Annotated in this window: 14 protein-coding genes; 8 read left to right on the forward strand and 6 right to left on the reverse strand. The window is 62.4% G+C overall.

Features of this window, described 5'->3' with window-relative positions:
* Positions 1-28: 28 nt before the first annotated feature.
* The 6 genes from AB8A50_RS02885 to AB8A50_RS02910 all read left to right on the forward strand — a co-directional run bounded on the left by AB8A50_RS02885 (position 29) and on the right by AB8A50_RS02910 (position 6,356).
* Positions 29-838, forward strand: coding sequence for an SDR family NAD(P)-dependent oxidoreductase (locus tag AB8A50_RS02885; protein WP_089267123.1), 810 nt, complete (start codon positions 29-31; stop codon positions 836-838).
* Between the two features lie 305 nt (positions 839-1,143).
* Entirely contained in the window at positions 1,144-2,364 is a 1,221-nt protein-coding gene (locus AB8A50_RS02890) for an ABC transporter substrate-binding protein (RefSeq protein ID WP_120291209.1), read from the forward strand.
* 70 nt (positions 2,365-2,434) lie between these two features.
* A complete protein-coding gene (locus AB8A50_RS02895) occupies positions 2,435-4,333 on the forward strand; it encodes an ABC transporter permease (RefSeq protein WP_439076766.1) in 1,899 nt (632 codons plus the stop codon).
* A complete protein-coding gene (locus tag AB8A50_RS02900; protein ID WP_231080961.1) occupies positions 4,330-5,097 on the forward strand; it encodes an ABC transporter ATP-binding protein in 768 nt (255 codons plus the stop codon). The genes AB8A50_RS02895 and AB8A50_RS02900 overlap by 4 nt, the downstream gene beginning before the upstream one ends.
* The gene (locus AB8A50_RS02905) at positions 5,097-5,825 is read left to right on the forward strand and encodes an ABC transporter ATP-binding protein (RefSeq protein ID WP_439076768.1); all 729 of its coding nucleotides are present in this window, start codon (positions 5,097-5,099) and stop codon (positions 5,823-5,825) included. The genes AB8A50_RS02900 and AB8A50_RS02905 overlap by 1 nt, the downstream gene beginning before the upstream one ends.
* A 69-nt stretch (positions 5,826-5,894) precedes the next feature.
* Positions 5,895-6,356 carry a MarR family winged helix-turn-helix transcriptional regulator gene (locus AB8A50_RS02910; protein WP_120290968.1) on the forward strand — a complete coding sequence of 154 codons (462 nt, stop codon included), beginning with the start codon at positions 5,895-5,897 and terminating at the stop codon, positions 6,354-6,356.
* On the opposite strand, the gene AB8A50_RS02915 is transcribed toward AB8A50_RS02910, so the two are convergent.
* The 5 genes from AB8A50_RS02915 to AB8A50_RS02935 form a co-directional block, all read right to left on the reverse strand.
* A complete protein-coding gene (locus AB8A50_RS02915; RefSeq protein ID WP_439076770.1) occupies positions 6,357-8,669 on the reverse strand; it encodes a xanthine dehydrogenase family protein molybdopterin-binding subunit in 2,313 nt (770 codons plus the stop codon).
* Positions 8,666-9,145 (reverse strand): (2Fe-2S)-binding protein, encoded by a 480-nt coding sequence (locus tag AB8A50_RS02920; RefSeq protein ID WP_439076771.1) that lies wholly within the window; start codon positions 9,143-9,145, stop codon positions 8,666-8,668. Before AB8A50_RS02920 ends, AB8A50_RS02915 begins: the two co-directional genes overlap by 4 nt.
* A complete protein-coding gene (locus tag AB8A50_RS02925) occupies positions 9,142-11,496 on the reverse strand; it encodes a xanthine dehydrogenase family protein molybdopterin-binding subunit (protein ID WP_439076773.1) in 2,355 nt (784 codons plus the stop codon). Before AB8A50_RS02925 ends, AB8A50_RS02920 begins: the two co-directional genes overlap by 4 nt.
* Positions 11,493-12,350, reverse strand: a complete 858-nt coding sequence (locus AB8A50_RS02930; protein ID WP_439076775.1) for an FAD binding domain-containing protein — start codon at positions 12,348-12,350, stop codon at positions 11,493-11,495. The genes AB8A50_RS02925 and AB8A50_RS02930 overlap by 4 nt, the downstream gene beginning before the upstream one ends.
* Positions 12,351-12,507: 157 nt before the next feature.
* On the reverse strand, positions 12,508-13,704 hold the full coding sequence (locus AB8A50_RS02935) for an NAD(P)/FAD-dependent oxidoreductase (RefSeq protein WP_439079909.1): 1,197 nt from the start codon (positions 13,702-13,704) through the stop codon (positions 12,508-12,510).
* Positions 13,705-14,083: 379 nt separating this feature from the next.
* Between AB8A50_RS02935 and serA the strand changes: the two genes are divergently transcribed.
* A complete protein-coding gene (serA, locus tag AB8A50_RS02940; protein ID WP_439079910.1) occupies positions 14,084-15,346 on the forward strand; it encodes a phosphoglycerate dehydrogenase in 1,263 nt (420 codons plus the stop codon).
* 38 nt (positions 15,347-15,384) lie between these two features.
* Entirely contained in the window at positions 15,385-16,380 is a 996-nt protein-coding gene (dusA, locus tag AB8A50_RS02945) for a tRNA dihydrouridine(20/20a) synthase DusA (RefSeq protein WP_439076776.1), read from the forward strand.
* Here the strand turns inward: dusA and AB8A50_RS02950 are convergent, their stop codons facing one another.
* Complete coding sequence (locus AB8A50_RS02950; RefSeq protein ID WP_439076777.1) at positions 16,381-16,893, reverse strand: TIGR02281 family clan AA aspartic protease; 513 nt, start codon at positions 16,891-16,893, stop codon at positions 16,381-16,383.
* Positions 16,894-16,903 lie beyond the last annotated feature (10 nt).

The following is a 16,903-nucleotide window of genomic DNA, read 5'->3' on the forward strand; positions in this document are numbered from 1 at the left end:
TTTCCGCCAACCTCAGAAGGACACGCACATGGATCTCCAACTCAAAGGCAAATGCGCTCTCGTCACCGGCGGCAGCGAAGGTATCGGCAAGGCGATTGCCATGACGCTGGCAAAGGAGGGCGTCAATGTCGCCATCTGCGCCCGCCGCATGGAGCCGCTGGAGAAAACGGCTGAAGAAATCCGCAACGCCTACGGGGTGACGGTGGTCGCGATTACCGCCGACCTCACCAAGGATGCGGATGCCAAGGCTTTCGTCGAGAAGGCCGCCAAGGAACTCGGCAGCATCGATCTGATGATCAACAATGCCGGTTCGGCGCCGGGCGGCGTGATCGAGACGCTCACCGAAGCCGACTGGGAACAGGCGCTGCAGCTCAAATTCATGGGCTATGTGCGCTGCCTGCGCTACGCGCTGCCCATCATGGTCAAGCAGGGTGGTGGCCGCGTGGTCAATCTGATCGGCAATGACGGCGTCAAGCCATCGTATTGGGAAATCGCACCGGGTGCTGCGAACGCTGCTGGTCAGAACATGACCCTGTCGCTCGCCGGTCAGTACGGCCGTCACAACATCTCGTTCTGCGCCGTCAATCCAGGCCCGGTTCGCACCGAGCGCTGGGCTGGCCTCGTCAACGCCATGTCGCGCGACATGAAGATCTCCTACGAGGAAGCCGACAAGCTTGCGCCGGCCTCGATCCCGCTCGGCCGCATCGCGGAAGTCGAGGAAGTTGCAAATCTCGTCGTCATGCTCGCGTCACCACTCGTGCAGATGGCCAACGGCACGATGATCGAAATCGATGGCGGTCAGGACAAGGCGCTGATGGATCGCTTCCGCGACCGGTAGTCGTCAAAACAGGACGCGCGGCGGCGGAATATCGCTGCCGCGCAGCTCTGCGAAATTCGGTCGCAGATGCGCGCGCATCGACCGACATCAGATGATCAAAACTTCGGCGATGTGCTAGGCATGTTGCACCAAGACCGGTCTTGACAACGAAGAGGGTGCGCCGGACTATTTGCGTACAAACTAATTCGCGTTGCAAACATGGGGCTGTAAGCGACGCAAGGGCGAACGGTTGATCCGTTTCTTGCGAAGGCTTCGGCGAGAATCACTTCTATCGCAAACGTCGATCACAACGGAGTTCGATCATGATGACGGCTCGTTCCCTTCACTCACTCGCGATTGCCGGCACAATGGCCGGCGCACTGACATTGTCGTTCGGCCACGCGGTTCTCGCGCAGGACACGATCAAGATCGGTGAGCTCAACAGCTACAAGACACAGACCGCATTCCTTGATCCCTACAAGAAGGGCTGGGAGCTGGCGATCGAACAGATCAATGCCAAGGGCGGCGTGCTTGGCAAGAAGCTTGAAGTGATCTCGCGCGATGATGGCTCGACGCCGGGCGATGCCGTGCGCGTGGCCGATGAGCTGGTGACGCGCGAAGGCGTCAACATTATCGCCGGCACGTTCCTTTCGCATATCGGTCTCGCGGTGACCGAATTCGCCGGCAAGAAGAAAGTGTTCTTCCTCGCTGCAGAACCGCTGACCGACAAGATCACCTGGCAGAACGGCAACAAGTATACGTTCCGCCTGCGTGCCACGACCTATATGCAGGTCGCAATGCTGCTGCCGGATGCGCTGGCTGCCAAGAAGAAGCGCTGGGCGCTGGTCTATCCGAACTTCGAATACGGTCAGGCGGCGGTCGCGACCTTCAAGGAAATGATGAAGGCGAAGCAGCCTGACATCGAATTCGTCACCGAGCAGGCACCGCCGCTCGGCAAGGTTGATGCCGGCGCCGTGGTGCAGGCCATCGACGATGCCAAGCCGGATGCGATCTTCAACGTGCTGTTCGGCGCGGACTTCTCCAAGCTGGTGCGTGAAGGCACCACACGTGGCGTGTTCAAGGATCGCACCGTCGTGAGCCTGCTGTCGGGCGAACCGGAATATCTCGATCCGGTGAAGGAAGAAGCGCCGGTCGGCTGGATCGTCACCGGCTATCCCTGGGACAAGATCAAGACCCCGGAATACCTGGCGTTCCTGACGGCCTATCAGAAGAAGTACAACGACTATCCGCGTCTTGGTTCGATCGTCGGCTATGTCACGATGACTTCTCTGGCTGCCGGTATCGCCAAGGCAGGTTCGACGGACACCGACAAGCTGATTACGGCCTTCGAAGGTCTGAAGCTCGACAGCCCGTTCGGTCCGTTCATGTATCGCGCCAGCGATCACCAGGCGACCATGGGGGCCTATGTCGGCAAGATCGCGCTTGAGGGCGGCAAGGGCACCATGGCCGACTTCAAATATGTCGATGGTGCATCGGTGCTGCCCAGCGACGCCGAAGTGAAGAAGCTCCGTCCCGCGACCGAGTAACAGGAAGTACGACGATGATCGCCGTTGATACTCTCCCCGCATGTTCAACGCGGGGAGGGGGATTCCTCCGATGAGTTTCAACGCGTTTCTGTTTCAGGCACTGAACGGCCTGTCGGCCGCCTCCGGCCTGTTCTTCGTGGCCGCCGGGCTGTCGCTGATCTTCGGCGTCACCCGGATCGTCAATATCGCTCACGGGTCCCTCTATATGATCGGGACCTATATCGCCTACAGCATCGCCACCAAGGTCGGCGGTGCCGTCGGCTTCTGGGGCGGCATTGTTCTGACCGCATTGCTGGTGGCCTTGATCGGCGCTGCCATCGAGATCCTTCTGCTGCGGCGGATCTATCGCGCACCTGAGTTGTTTCAATTGCTCGCCACTTTCGCGTTGGTGCTCGTTATCAACGACGCGACGCTGTGGATCTGGGGTCCTGAGGATTTGCTTGGCCCGCGCGCGCCAGGCCTGACCGGCTCCATCGAGGTGCTCGGCCGCCGGCTGCCCACTTACGATATCTTCCTGATTTTCGTCGGCCCCTTCGTGCTGTGGATGCTGCATCTGGCGCTGGCCAAGACCCGCTTCGGTCGCTTGATGCGCGCGGCCACGCAGGACCGTGAGATGGTGGGCGCGCTCGGCGTCAACCAGGCCATGCTGTTCACGGGCGTGTTCGCGCTCGGCGCTTTGCTCGCAGGCCTTGGCGGCGCGCTGCAGATCGCGCGTGAGCCCGCAACATTGGCGACCGACCTGATCGTGATCGGCGACGCCTTCGTCGTCGTTGTGGTCGGCGGCATGGGCTCGATCTCCGGCGCCTATCTTGCGGCGGTCATCATCGCCGAGGTGAAGGCGTTGTGTATCGGCCTTGGCGTTGTGAATTTTGGCGGCTTCACGGTCAATTTCTCCAAGATGACGCTGGTTGCCGAATTTCTCGTGATGGCCGCGGTGCTGATCGCACGGCCCTACGGCTTGCTCGGTCGGGAGCAGGTGGCTGTGCGCGGTGTCGCGGAGCCCGAAGAGCCGCTACGTCCGGCGACAACGGCCACGAAGATTGCCGGCCTCATTCTTCTCGTTGTCCTCGTGTGCCTGCCGCTGATCGCCAAGAGCTCGCCCTATACGTTGGTGCTCGGCATCGACGTGTTGATCGCCGTGCTGTTCGCGACCAGCCTTCATTTCATCATGGGGCCGGGCGGTATGCATTCGTTCGGCCACGCGGCCTATTTCGGCCTCGGTGCTTACGGCGCAGCGCTGCTGGTGAAATGGTTTGCTGCGCCGATGGGGCTCGCACTCGCCGCGGCGCCGGTGTTGGCGCTGTTCGGCGCATTGCTGTTCGGCTGGTTCGCGGTGCGGCTGTCCGGTGTCTATTTGGCGATGCTCACGCTGGCTTTCGCCCAGATCGTATGGGCGGCCGTGTTCCAATGGGAAACACTCACAGGCGGCTCCAACGGCGTGCTTGGGGTGTGGCCGTCGGCGCCATTCGACAGCCGTGGGGCATTCTATTTCCTGACACTCGCACTCGCTGCGCTCGGGGTGTTGCTGCTCCGCAAATTCCTGTTCGCGCCATTCGGTTACGCGATGCGGGCAGGGCGTGACTCTCCCTTGCGCGCCGAAGCGATCGGTCTCGACGTCAAGCGCGTGCACTGGCTCGCTTTCGCCATTGCCGGTGCAGTCTGCGGCATTGCCGGTGGATTGTTCGCCTTCGCCAAGGGCTCGATTTCGCCGGAGACCATCGGCGTTAGCCGCTCCATTGATGGTCTCGTCATGGTTCTTCTCGGCGGCATCCAGACGCTGACCGGCCCGATCGTCGGTGCGTCGGTCTATGCGGTGCTGCAGGATTTCATGATGCGTTCGACGGAATACTGGCGTGCATTGCTTGGCGGCATCATCCTGCTGCTGGTGCTGGCCTTCCCGAGTGGCATCGTCGGCGGCTTCGTCAAGCTGATCTCACGACGAAAGACAACATCGAAGGCCGCATCATGAGCGACCTCGCCATTCGTTCCCTCTCGAAATCCTTCGGCGGCGTGCGTGCCGTCAACGAAGTGTCGTTCGACATCAAGCGTGGTGAATTCCTCGCGCTGATCGGCCCGAATGGCGCCGGAAAGTCGACCTGTTTCAACATGATCAACGGCCAGTTGCCGCCGGATTCCGGCGAGATCTGGTTCGAGGGCGCCAAGCTCAACGGCAGGAAACCGCGCGATATCTGGCGCCTTGGTATTGGTCGTACCTTTCAGGTCGCCGCCACCTTCAACTCGATGACGGTCGTCGAGAATGTGCAGATGGCGCTGATCTCCCACGCCAATCAGGTCTACCGGCTGTGGAAGCCGGCATCCTCGCTGCATCGCGAGCGCGCGCTGGAGTTGCTGGCCCAGGTCGGCATGCAGGACGCCGCTGATCGGCCGAGCCGTGAACTGGCTTATGGCGACGTCAAGCGTGTCGAGCTGGCGATTGCGCTCGCCAACGATCCACGGCTGCTGCTGATGGACGAGCCGACGGCCGGCATGGCGCCCAAGGAGCGCAACGATCTGATCGCGCTGGTGAAACGTCTGGTGATCGAGAAGGGCATCTCCGTGCTGTTCACCGAACATTCGATGGATGTGGTTTTTGCCTTCGCTGATCGCATCATCGTGTTGGCGCGGGGCCGGCTGATCGCCGACGGCGATGCGAAGTCGATCCGCGACAATCCGCAGGTGAGGGAAGTGTATTTCGGCACCGGCAAGACATTCCAGAAATCGGAGGCACATTGATGAGCGCCCCGATGCTCTCGGTCGAAAATCTCGGTGCGTCTTACGGAGCCGCGCAGATCCTCTATGACCTCAGCCTGAATGTCGGGCGCGGCGAAGTCGTCGCACTGATGGGCCGCAACGGTGCCGGCAAGACCACGACCATGAAAGCCATCATGGGCCTGATGGCGCAGTCTACCGGCAAGATCCGGTTCGATGGCCACGATATCTCCGGCCGGCAGCCTTACGAGATTGCGCGGCTCGGCCTCGGTTTCACGCCGGAGGACCGCCGCATCTTCTCGGACCTCACGGTGCTGGAAAACCTAGATATCGGCCGTCAGCCGCCGCGCAAGTTCGGCGACGGCGTGCCGGCGCCGGTCTGGACCGAGGAGAAGCTGCTGGCGCTCTTCCCGAACTTGGGCGAAATGCCGAACCGTCCGGGAGGGCGAATGAGCGGTGGCGAGCAGCAGATGCTCACCGTGGCGCGGACGCTGATGGGCAACCCGCTGCTGATCTTGCTGGACGAGCCGTCCGAGGGCGTTGCGCCCCTGATCGTCGAGTTGATGGCCAATACCATTCTCGAATTGAAAAAGGCCGGGGTGTCGATTCTGCTCTCGGAGCAGAACGTGCATTTCGCCGAACTGGTCTCGGACAGGGCCTACGTCCTCGAAAAGGGCCAGATCCAATGGAACGGCACCATGACCGAGCTGGCGGAGAATATTGACATTCAACGCGCTTATTTGACGGTGTAACGACCAAAACTTCAACTGTCGCGGCAACCGAAGATCGTTCATAACTAGCAAGAGATCATCGGGGACGACATGGCGCAGAAACCGACCAAGCTGAAGGCCCTTCCGACCGCGGAGCCATCGCCGGACTATGTCCTCGACTCCCAGGTCGGCTTCCTGATGCGCGTGGCGATGCAGCGCCACACCTCCATCTTCATGTCCAACATGATCGAGGATCTGACCCAGACGCAATTCGCCGTGCTGGCGAAGCTGCATGAGGTCGGCCCGAGTTCACAGAACCATCTGGGGCGGCTGGTCTATCTCGATGCCGCGACCATCAAGGGGGTTGTGGATCGGCTGGGTCTGCGCGGCTTCATCACCACCGGTAGTGACCCTACGGATCGCCGTCGCCGTGCGGTGTCGCTGACCGAGAAGGGCGCCCGTGTGGTCGATGCGGCAATCCGCGTTGCAGCGGAGGTCAGCGCCAAGACGCTGCGACCGTTGACGGCCGAAGAGCAGCGCACGCTGACGCGGTTGCTGAAGAAGATTACCTGATCAGACTTTGGCGTTGAGCAGCGCCTTCACGCGCTGCGGCGAGACCGGCAGCTGCGTGATGGCCCCGGGCAGGCCGAGCGCGTCGTCGATGGCCGCTGCAATCGCCGCGCCGACGGCATTGGTGCCGCCTTCGCCGGCGCCCTTGAGCCCCATCGGGTTCAGCGGGCTCGGCGCATCCTCGGAAATGATCACTTCGACATCAGGTACTTCGCGGGCCGTCGGCATCAAATAGTCCGCGAAGGTTACCGCCAGCGGTTCGCCGCGGTCGTCATAGGTGAACTCTTCATAAAGCGCACCACCGATGCCTTGGGCCACGCCGCCAACGATTTGGCCATCGACCAGCATCGGGTTGATCGCTTTGCCGATGTCATAGGCGACAAGATACCGCTCGACGCTGATGCCGCCTGTATCGCGCGCCAGCGAGACCACGGCGACATGGACGCCGTATGGGTAGGTCATATGCTTGGATTCGAACGACGCTTCGGCGAACAGGCCAGGTTCGCTATCACCGACCAGATTGCCTCCCGGTTCGAGCGCCTTTGCGATCTCGCCGAGCGTCATCGATGGGCCGGTACTGCCATCAAGGCGGACAATCTCGCCATCGACGATATCGAGTTGATCGGCCGTCAACTGCATCAATTCAGCTGCGGCCGCGAGAGCCTTGTCGCGCAGCTTCAGTGCGGCTTGCCGCGTCGCTTCGCCTGTCATCACGGAGACGCGCGAGGCGAAGGCGCCGAGGCCCCTGGCAATACGGTTGGTCTGGCCGTGGATCACGCTGACATTGTCATAGCTGGCGCCGAGTTTCTCTGCGCAAATCTGAGCGATGACAGTTTCGACGCCCTGGCCGACCGAAGCGGCGCCGGTGACGACTTCCACGAGCCCGTCGGTCCCGACATTGATCCGCACATCGTCGAATGGGCCAAGACCGCTTTTCTCGACGAACATGGCGACACCGGAGCCGACCAGTTCGCCCGCCTTGCGACGCGATGTAATCTGCGTCTGCAGGTGGTCCCAGCCGATGCCATTCAGCGCCTTGTCCAGCAACTTCGGATAGTCGCCTGAATCCAGCACGATGTCGGTGCCGAGCGTTTCCAATGCACGCGTGACCGGCATCTCGCTGGTCGCGATGAGGTTACGGCGGCGGACCTCGACGCCGCTGATCCCCACTTTGGCCGCGACCGCATCCAGCAAGCGTTCGCGCACGAAGGTGCTCTCATAGCGGCCGGGCGCGCGATAGGTGCCGCCAGGCGTCTTGTTGGTCAGGCGGATATGGCCGAGCACGCGATAGGCGGGAATGCGATAGGGGCCGGGCAGCATCGCAGCGGCGAGGTCGGGCACGGTGGCGGCATGCGTGCGCATGTAGCCGCCCTGATCGTGGAAGAACTCGTTGTCGATGGCCAGAATATTGCCGTCGCGATCGATCGCCGCGCGGATGTGATGGGTCTGCTGCCGCGAGTGATTGGCCGCGATCAGATGCTCGCGGCGATCCTCGATCCATTTTACCGGGCGGCCGAGGCGCAGCGCGGCCAGACACACCAGTACGTCCTCGGGATACATCTCGCCGCGAATGCCGAAGCCGCCGCCTACATGGCCTTCGAACAGATTGGTGTTGGCAGCGGTGCGGCCAAACATTTTCGCAAGCTGGTCGCGATTCCAGTGCGGCACTTTCGCAGCGCCGTACATTTCCAGCATGTCGGTCTCGGCGATGTAACGGCCAATGGCCCCGCGCGTCTCCAGGGGAACGCCGGAATGACGGCCGATGGAGAGCGAAAGGCTGACTACGGCATGCGCTTTGGCGAACGCTCCATCGACGTCGCCATAACCTTTCTCGATCAGCGCGGTCTCGGTCGGTAGTCCGTCGCGGAACTCGCCGATCTCGCCATCGGCCTGCAGGATCACCGGCAGTTCTTCTATCTCGACCTCGACACGCTCGGCGGCGTCTTCGGCAAGATAGGGGTCTTCGGCGAACACGACGGCGACGGGATCGCCGACATAGCGCACCTTGTCCTTGGCCAGAATGGTCTGGCGATAGGCGGCGAGTTGCTCCAGCCGCGTCAGACGGAAATCAATCGGCGGAATCTCGGAGACATCGGCAAAGCTCCAGGCGGCGACCACGCCCGGAATCGCCAGAGCCGGCGCGAGATCGACCGAGACGATATTGCCGTGCGCGTAGTTCGAACGCACCACACGCATATAGAGTTGGTTCGGGAAGTTGATATCGGCGGCAAACTTGCCCTGGCCGCGCAGCAGCGGGCCGTCTTCCTTGCGAGTGACGGATTGGCCAACCAGTCCCGGTTTGGCGGCAGCAGTCACGACTGGCGCATCTCCACCGCGGCGGCGCGGACCGCCTTGATGATGTTCTGATACCCGGTGCAGCGACACAGGTTCGACGACAGCACGTCGATCAGATCGTGATCGGAAATATCTGGTTCACGCTCCAGCACGCCGACGGCGAGCATCAGGAAGCCGGGTGTGCAGAAGCCGCATTGCAGACCATGGTTCTCCATGAAGGCGCGCTGCATCGGGTGCATCTCGTCGCCATCGGCGAGGCCTTCGACGGTGCGGATCTGCTTGCCGTCCGCCTGCTGTGCGAACATCAGACATGAGCGCACTGGTTCGCCATTGACCAGCACGGTGCAGGCGCCGCACACGCCGTGCTCGCAGCCGATATGCGTGCCGGTCTGGCCACAGTCCTCGCGGATCGCGTCGGCGAGGGTCCGGCGCGACTCCACGCGAATGGCGTGGGACTGACCGTTGATGATGAGGGTGATATCGGTCTTGTCGCTCATGCAAGTTTTCCGTTGCTTGGCAATTTTCCGCTGCTGCGCAGGGCCGCACGAATGCGCTGCGGCGTTGCCGGCATTTCGTCGATGGAGATTCCGAATGGCGACAGCGCATCGTTGATTGCGGAGATCACCGCTGCCGGCGCGCCGATGGCGCCGCCTTCGCCGAGGCCCTTGGCTTTGGTGATCGAATTGCCGGTCAGGGTCTCGACGTGATGCAGCTCGATCTCGGGAATTTCGTGTGTCGTCGGCGGCAGGAAATCCGCCAGCGTGCTGGTCAGGATGTTTCCGGTCTCGTCATAGATGATCTCTTCCAGCAGCGCGTTGCCGATGCCCTGCGCGACGCCGCCATGGACTTGGCCGTCGGCGATCATCGGATTGATGATCAGCCCGGCATCCTCCGCGACCAGAAATTTCTCCATCTCGACGCGGCCGGTCTCGATATCGACCTCGACGATCGCGACATGGCAGGCGTTGGAGAAGGTGCCCGACGGATCGTAGGTGCCGGTCTCGGTGAGGCCCGGTTCGATCTCGCCCTTGAAGATGTGGGTCTGGTGATAGGCCGCACGCGCCATCGATGCGATGGTGACGGAGCGATCGGTGCCGATGACATGCGCCGAGCCGGACTGCAGCGCGATGTCTTCGGGCGCTGCTTCAAGGAAATGGCTCGCCATCTTCAGCAGTTTGGCGCGGATCTTTTGCGCGGCCAGCAGGCTGGCGCCGCCCGACAGCACCAACGAACGGCTGGCAAATGTGCCCCAACCATAGGGCGAGCGGTCTGTGTCGCCGTGAACCACCTTGATGAATTCCGGATCGATGCCGATCTCGTCGGCGATGATCTGCGCCAGTGATGTGCGCAGTCCCTGGCCATGCGGCGACGAGCCGATCCGTGCTTCGACGAAGCCCGAGGGATCGATGGTGAGATACACGGTCTCGAAGCCCGGCGTGATCTCCATGCCGCGCGCCGCAAAAGCGGGACTGCCATAGCCGGTGCGCTCGGAGAAGGTGGCAAAGCCGATCCCGAGATAGCGGCCGGCATCGCGCGCGATTTTCTGGCGCTTGCGGAATGCGTCGAGGTCGATGGCCTTGATGGCCATCTCCATGGTTTCCTTATAGCTACCGTCATCGAAGACGAGCCCGGTCGCCGACGTATAGGGAAACTTGTCGATGAGATTTCGACGCCGCAGTTCGGTCGGCTCTATGCCGAAGGCGGCGGCAGCCTTGTCCATGAGACGTTCGAGCACGAAGGTGATGACCGGCCGCGAGACGCCGCGATAGGGCGCCATCGGACAGGTATTGGTCATCACGCCGCGCGAGCGACAATCATAGGCGCGGACGTCATAGGGGCCGGGGAGTTCGGCCAGTGCCATCAAGGGCTCGACGCCGCAGGTCGTCGGGAAACAGGAATAGGCGCCGATATTGGCGACGATATCGCCGCGCAAAGCGAGCAGCTTTCCGCTCTTGTCGAATGCGCCTTCGAGCTGGACGTGTTGATCGCGGCTGTGAAAGCTCGCAATCAGGTTTTCGCGGCGATCCTCGGTCCAGGCCACGGAGCTGCGCAATTTGCGCGCCAGCCAGACCAGCAGCACATATTCCGGCGCCAGCGACATCTTTTGGCCGAAGCCGCCGCCGACGTCAGGCGCGATGACACGCAGATCCGATTCCGGAATGCCGAGGATGTCGCACACCGCCGTGCGCGTTAGATGCGGCATCTGCGTGGTGCAGGTCAGTGTCACGCGACCGGTCGATCCGTCATAGGAGGCATGACCTGCGCGGGCCTCCATAGGCGTCGCATTCTGACGGTGCGAGCGCGCTTCAACGTGCAGCACCTTGTGTGCGGTCTTCCAGATATCCTCGAAGCCGGGTGTCGCGATGCGACCTTCGACGATGACGTTGTGCTTGGTGTCGGCGTGAACCAGCGGAGCATCTTCGGCAAGCGCATCCATCGCATCGATCAGCGGTGCGCCTTCGGATATCTCGACCTCGACTTGATCGGCGATGTCCTCCGCCTGATCCTTGCTTGGCGCGTAGACGGCCGCGATGGACTCACCTGTGAACCGCACGACTCCATCGGCAAGGATCGGCTGACCGACCGCGACATAGTTGAACTTGCTCAGCATCGGCCGGATCGGCTTCAGCTTTGCGAGGTCCTTGGCCGTGACGATGCCTGTGCCCTCTGGTGCAGTAATATTCTCGATCGTTCCGGCAGCCACGCTGCTGCGGACGAAGCGCACCCAGTGTGTGGCCGGCATATCCGCCGTGAAACGGCCGCGGCCGGTGACGAGGGCGGGGTCCTCGAGCCTGCGGATCGAACGCCCGACCCAGGTCGTGCCGGTGCCCTTGGTGTGGACCGTCATTGTGCCGACCGCTCCAGTGCGCGCCGCGTCACGGCGCGGACCAGATCGCAGCGATATTCCGCAGTGGTCTGGATATCCTCCAGCGGCTCGATTGCATTCGCTGCGGCTTCACCGGCGGCGACGAACAGGTCCGGCGAGGGAACCTGACCGTTCAACACGTCTTCGGCCTCAGTGATCCGTCGCGCACGATCCTCGGCACCGCCAATGCCGACATGTGCATCGGCGATCAGGCCATCGACGAGACGATAGGTAACGAGTGCGGCAGACATCGCAAAATCGCCCGCACGGCGGCTGAATTCATAGAAGCCGAACTTGGTATCGTCGGGCAGCAGCGGCAAGCGCGCTTCGGCGAGGAACTCATCCTCGGCCAGCGATGTCGACATGATGCCTTCGAGGAAATCGGTGACCGGCACGATGCGTTCGCCGCGCACACTCTTCACGACCAGCTTAGCGTCCAGCGTCGCCGCGACGAGGCACCATTCCGATGCAGGGTCGGCATGGGCGAGGCTGCCGCAAAACGTGCCGCGCATCCGGATCGGATAATGCGCGATGTGGCTGACCACGAAAGCGAGGAGCTTACCAAGCGGACCGTCGATGACAGGCTTGTGGAATGCGCCGTGGCGCACCCGCGCGCCAATCGAGAGATAGTCGCCGTCGACAGCGAGGCGGTCGAGCCCTTCGACCTCATTGATATCGATCAAGTGTGCTGGCCGCGCCATGCGGAACGCCATGATCGGCACCAGGCTCTGGCCGCCCGCCAGAATGCGGCCATCGAGCGGCGCAAACTCGGCCAATGCACTCACAACTTCATCCACGGTGCGTGGGACGTGTCGCGTGAACGGCGCCGGCTTCATATGGAAAAACCCCGGGCAGGAGGGCCAAAATTCACTTGTATGCTAACAATCGTCTTTTGGAAGTCAATCAGTGTCGCTGACGCAAAACGGGGCGTTCGCCGCCTGCGTTTTGATCACACGGGGATAGCTGAATTCGCCGAGTCGAGCGCGCTAAGTTTCAGGCGATATCGCGCTGCAGCGCGAAGTCATCCAGCAATGGCGAGCGTTTGCCCGCGATCATCCCGCCGATCAGTTGCGCTGCGAGATAACTGAAGGTGATGCCGTTCCCGCCATAACCATAGGCGGCATAGAGATGCGGATGGCCGGGGACAGGGCCGATCAGGGGCAGGCCATCGCGCGTGGTGTCGAAAGTGCCGGCCCAGCGATAGTCGATGGCAAGTTCGGCACGTGGCCAGAGCGCTGCGAGCTTCTCCTTCAGCGAACGTGCCTTGGCAGGGATCAGGGCATCGCGTGCATCGGGATCGATGATCTCATCGCTGTCTTCGCCGCCGATGATGATGCGGCCGGATGCGGTGGTTCGGGCGTAGAGATAATCCTTGCTGTCTTCCCAGATCAGTACGCCGTCGCGCCAGAGTCTGTCCGGCTGCGGCTTGGTCGCGATCGCCCAGCTTGAAGAGGGTTTCTGTACCGTTGTGTGCACGATATCGGGCATAACATAGCCGGTGGCCAGCACGACGTGGCGGGCCTCGATGGTGTGGCCGTCAGTCAATTGAACGCCGACGGCGTGGCCTGCGGAGTCGAACGCGGTCGTCTCCGCCTCGAATAATCGCGCGCCGCGCGCCGTGGCGACATTCATCAGCCCCAGTGCCAGTTGCAACGGATCGGAATCTGCCGAGTCCGGCGAGATGATGGCACCCGCCCGGGCAATGTCGTATTCGGACAGGAGGGTCTTGTGATCGAGGAGTGTGCCGGGCAGGCCGGCGCGCGCGCGAAGCGCGTGTTCCTCGATCAGCCCTTTAGCACTCTCGCCTGCGGCAAGATAGAGCGAGTTCTTCGCGCGCATGTCACATCGCAGGTTGAGCGTCCGGACCAGCGCCTTCAATCCATGGACGGCGTCATAGCTGGCGCGATAGGCACGCGCGGCGCGCTCATAGCCATAGAGATGTGTCAGCTCCTGCAGCGAACGATCGATCTCCCACAGCAGCATCGACGTGCTCGCTACTGTACTGCCGCGCCCAGGCAATTCGCGATCGACGATGACCACATCCAGTCCCTGCCGCGTCAGTTGCTCGGCCATCAAGGCGCCGGTGATGCCGCCGCCGACGATCAGGGCATCGCACGTGATGTCTTCGGTGAGGGGCTGACGGGGCGCATGCTGCAGGCCGGCAAACCACGGCGAATGTCCGCCGCGCAAATCAGCATGCTCGGTGGTATCGGGATCGAGATCGGAAATGGGGCACCATGAGGCTGGGGAAGCAAGGCGCTGTCCGCGCCTCGTATCGAAGTCACGTGACAATTTCCCGGGTCCTGTTCCGTTCCCTGGGGGAGCGCGCGGGCGCGCAGGCTGCTCCAGATTCTCGCAGGCCACAGCGCGGTCCCGAGCCGGCTTCTCTATGACCCTGGATCAGAGATAAGTGATTTCAATGGGTTAGATACCCGTAGCAAGATCGGCGCGGTGACGTTAAACAGGCGCCAAACCAAACCAGACGATGTGAGCCGGACCAACCGGGGCTTTACCGCTCCAGCGTGGTTTCTATCTCATTCATTGCTCAAAGGACGCCGCGACCGTGACCATGAACAGCCTGCCTTTGCCGCAGCTTTCCCTCCCGAAAGACAAGATCAAAATCCTTCTGCTCGAAGGCGTGAACGACAGCGCGGTCGAGCTGATCGAGGCGGCGGGCTATTCGAGCGTGACGCGGCTCTCCAAGGCGCTCGGTGGCAATGAGCTGAAGGAAGCGCTCAAGGGCGTACACATTCTCGGTATCCGGTCGCGCACGCAGATCACCCAGGACGTGCTCGATGCCGCGGACCGGCTGATCGCGATCGGTTGCTTCAGCGTCGGCACCAATCAGGTGGATATCGACGCGGCGCGCCGTAGTGGCATTCCGGTGTTCAACGCGCCGTTCTCGAATACGCGCTCGGTTGCCGAACTGGTGATCGGCGAGATCGTCATGCTGTTCCGCCGGATCATCTCGCGCTCCAATCTGGCGCATGAAGGCGGTTGGGAGAAATCGGCCAATAACAGCTATGAGGTACGCGGCAAGACGCTGGGCATCGTCGGCTACGGCAGCATCGGCTCGCAGCTCTCGAACCTGGCGGAAGCGCTGGGCATGCGCGTGATCTTCTACGATCACACCGATCGACTGCGTCACGGCAACACCGAACCTGTCGGAAGCCTGCAGGAACTGCTGGCGCAGAGCGATGTGGTCAGCATGCATGTGCCGGAAACCCCGGCCACGCAGGGGATGATCGGTCGCGACGAGTTCACCGCCATGAAGGACGGCGCCTATTTCATCAACAACAGCCGCGGCACGGTGGTTGATCTCGATGCGCTCGCCGATGCACTGCGCCAGGGCAAACTGCGCGGTGCGGCCGTCGACGTATTCCCCGTCGAGCCCAGCTCCAATCAGGAGCGTTTCGTTACCCCGCTGCAGGGTCTGGAGAACGTCATCCTGACGCCGCATGTCGGCGGCTCCACCGAGGAGGCTCAGGAGCGCATCGGCGCGGAAGTCGCACGCAAACTGATCGACTACAGCGACAGCGGGTCGACTATGGGCACGGTGAACTTCCCGCAGGTACAACTGCCGGCACGCCCGTCAGGTACCCGGTTCATCCAGGTCCAGCGCAACGTTCCGGGCATGCTGGGACGGCTGAACGAGGTGCTGGCGCGCCATGCGGTCAACATTGCCGCGCAATATTACGAGACCAACAACGACATCGGCTATGTCGTTCTCGATGCCGATGCATCGGCGGCGGATAGCGAGCGGGTGCTGGCGGATATTCGGGCGCTGGAAGGTACGATCCGCGCCCGCTTGTTGTATGAATACAAGGACTGAGCCCTGGTTCTGCTCAACGAACGACATGGAATAGACGCTTGAAGCACGAGGACATCCGTTTCTCCATTGCCCCGATGATGGACTGGACCGACCGGCATTGCCGCGTCTTCCATCGTCTGCTGTCGCGACGGGCGCGGCTCTATACGGAGATGCTGACGACGGGCGCCGTGATCCATGGCGACCGCGCGCGGTTGCTTGGCTTTGACGTCAGCGAACATCCGGTGGCGCTGCAGCTTGGTGGTTCGGAGCCGGCGCACCTCGCAGAGGCTGCGAAGATCGGCGCGGATTTCGGCTATGACGAAATCAACATCAATGTCGGCTGCCCCTCGGATCGAGTGAAGGACGGCCGCTTCGGTGCTTGCCTGATGGCCGAGCCGGATCTGGTAGCGCGCGGTGTGGCCGCGATGAAGCAGGCTGTCGATGTGCCGGTCACCGTCAAGTGCCGCATCGGCATTGATGATCAGGATCCCGAAGTCGCACTCGATACGCTGGCACGCGCGGTGGTCGCCGCCGGCGCCGACGGCCTGATCGTGCATGCGCGCAAGGCGTGGCTCAACGGCCTGTCGCCGAAAGAGAACCGCAACATTCCGCCGCTGAACTACGACCGCGTCTATCGGCTCAAGGCGGCGATGCCCGACGTGCCGATCGTCATCAATGGCGGCATCATCGGCATCACTGAAGCCGCTGCTCATCTCGCGCATGTGGATGGCGCGATGCTCGGCCGCGCGGCCTATCAGGAGCCGTGGCGGCTGCTGTCGGTGGATCCCGAATTGTTCGGCGAGCCCGCGCCGCATGCGACGATGAAAGACGCCTTCGCGGCGATGATGCCCTATATAGAGGATCAACTCGCGCAGGGCACGCGGCTGCATTCGATCACCCGGCATTTTGTCGGCGCATTCCACGGCGTGCGCGGCGCACGCGCCTTCCGGCGTTATCTGGCGGAGAATGGCGTCAAGCATGGTGCGAGCATCAATGTGCTCCGAGAAGCCATTGCGCAGGTCGAGGACGAGCCTGCGGAGTCGGTCGCGGCTTAGTTACGGATAGCCGCGCAGCATCAGTCTGTCGGCGCGGACTTCCCAGCTTTCCAGGCGATCGAGAAAGCTCATGCCAAGCAGATTGGTCTTCATCTGTCCGCGCGGCACCACCAGTGCCGGGACGGATCGCTCGACCAGCTTGCCAACAGCGAGGCGATCCAGCGTCAATCGCGCCGCCTTGGTGCGGCCGCCCGCAGTCTCGACGTCGACATTGTAGTCGAGCAATTCGAGCGGCAGGCCCGCGGCCTTTGCGGTTTCATAAGTCAGCACCACCGAGGTTGCGCCGGTATCGATCACCATCGCCGTCTGGACGCCGTTGATCTTGGCCTGAAGCCCGAACTCGCCAGTGTTGCCGCGCGGGACGTCGACCAGCCGCAGTGGCGGCGGGCTCTGCTTGCGCAAAATTTCTGTGACGAGATTGCCGGCCTTGGAGATCTGCTTGGGATCGCCATAGGCGAGGGCGGCGCCTGCCGTCGCGACAATGACGATGACGAGAAGAAAAACCCGGCTCATGGCGAGCCTC

Source organism: Tardiphaga sp. 841_E9_N1_2, assembly GCF_051811065.1.
GTDB lineage: Bacteria > Pseudomonadota > Alphaproteobacteria > Rhizobiales > Xanthobacteraceae > Tardiphaga > Tardiphaga robiniae.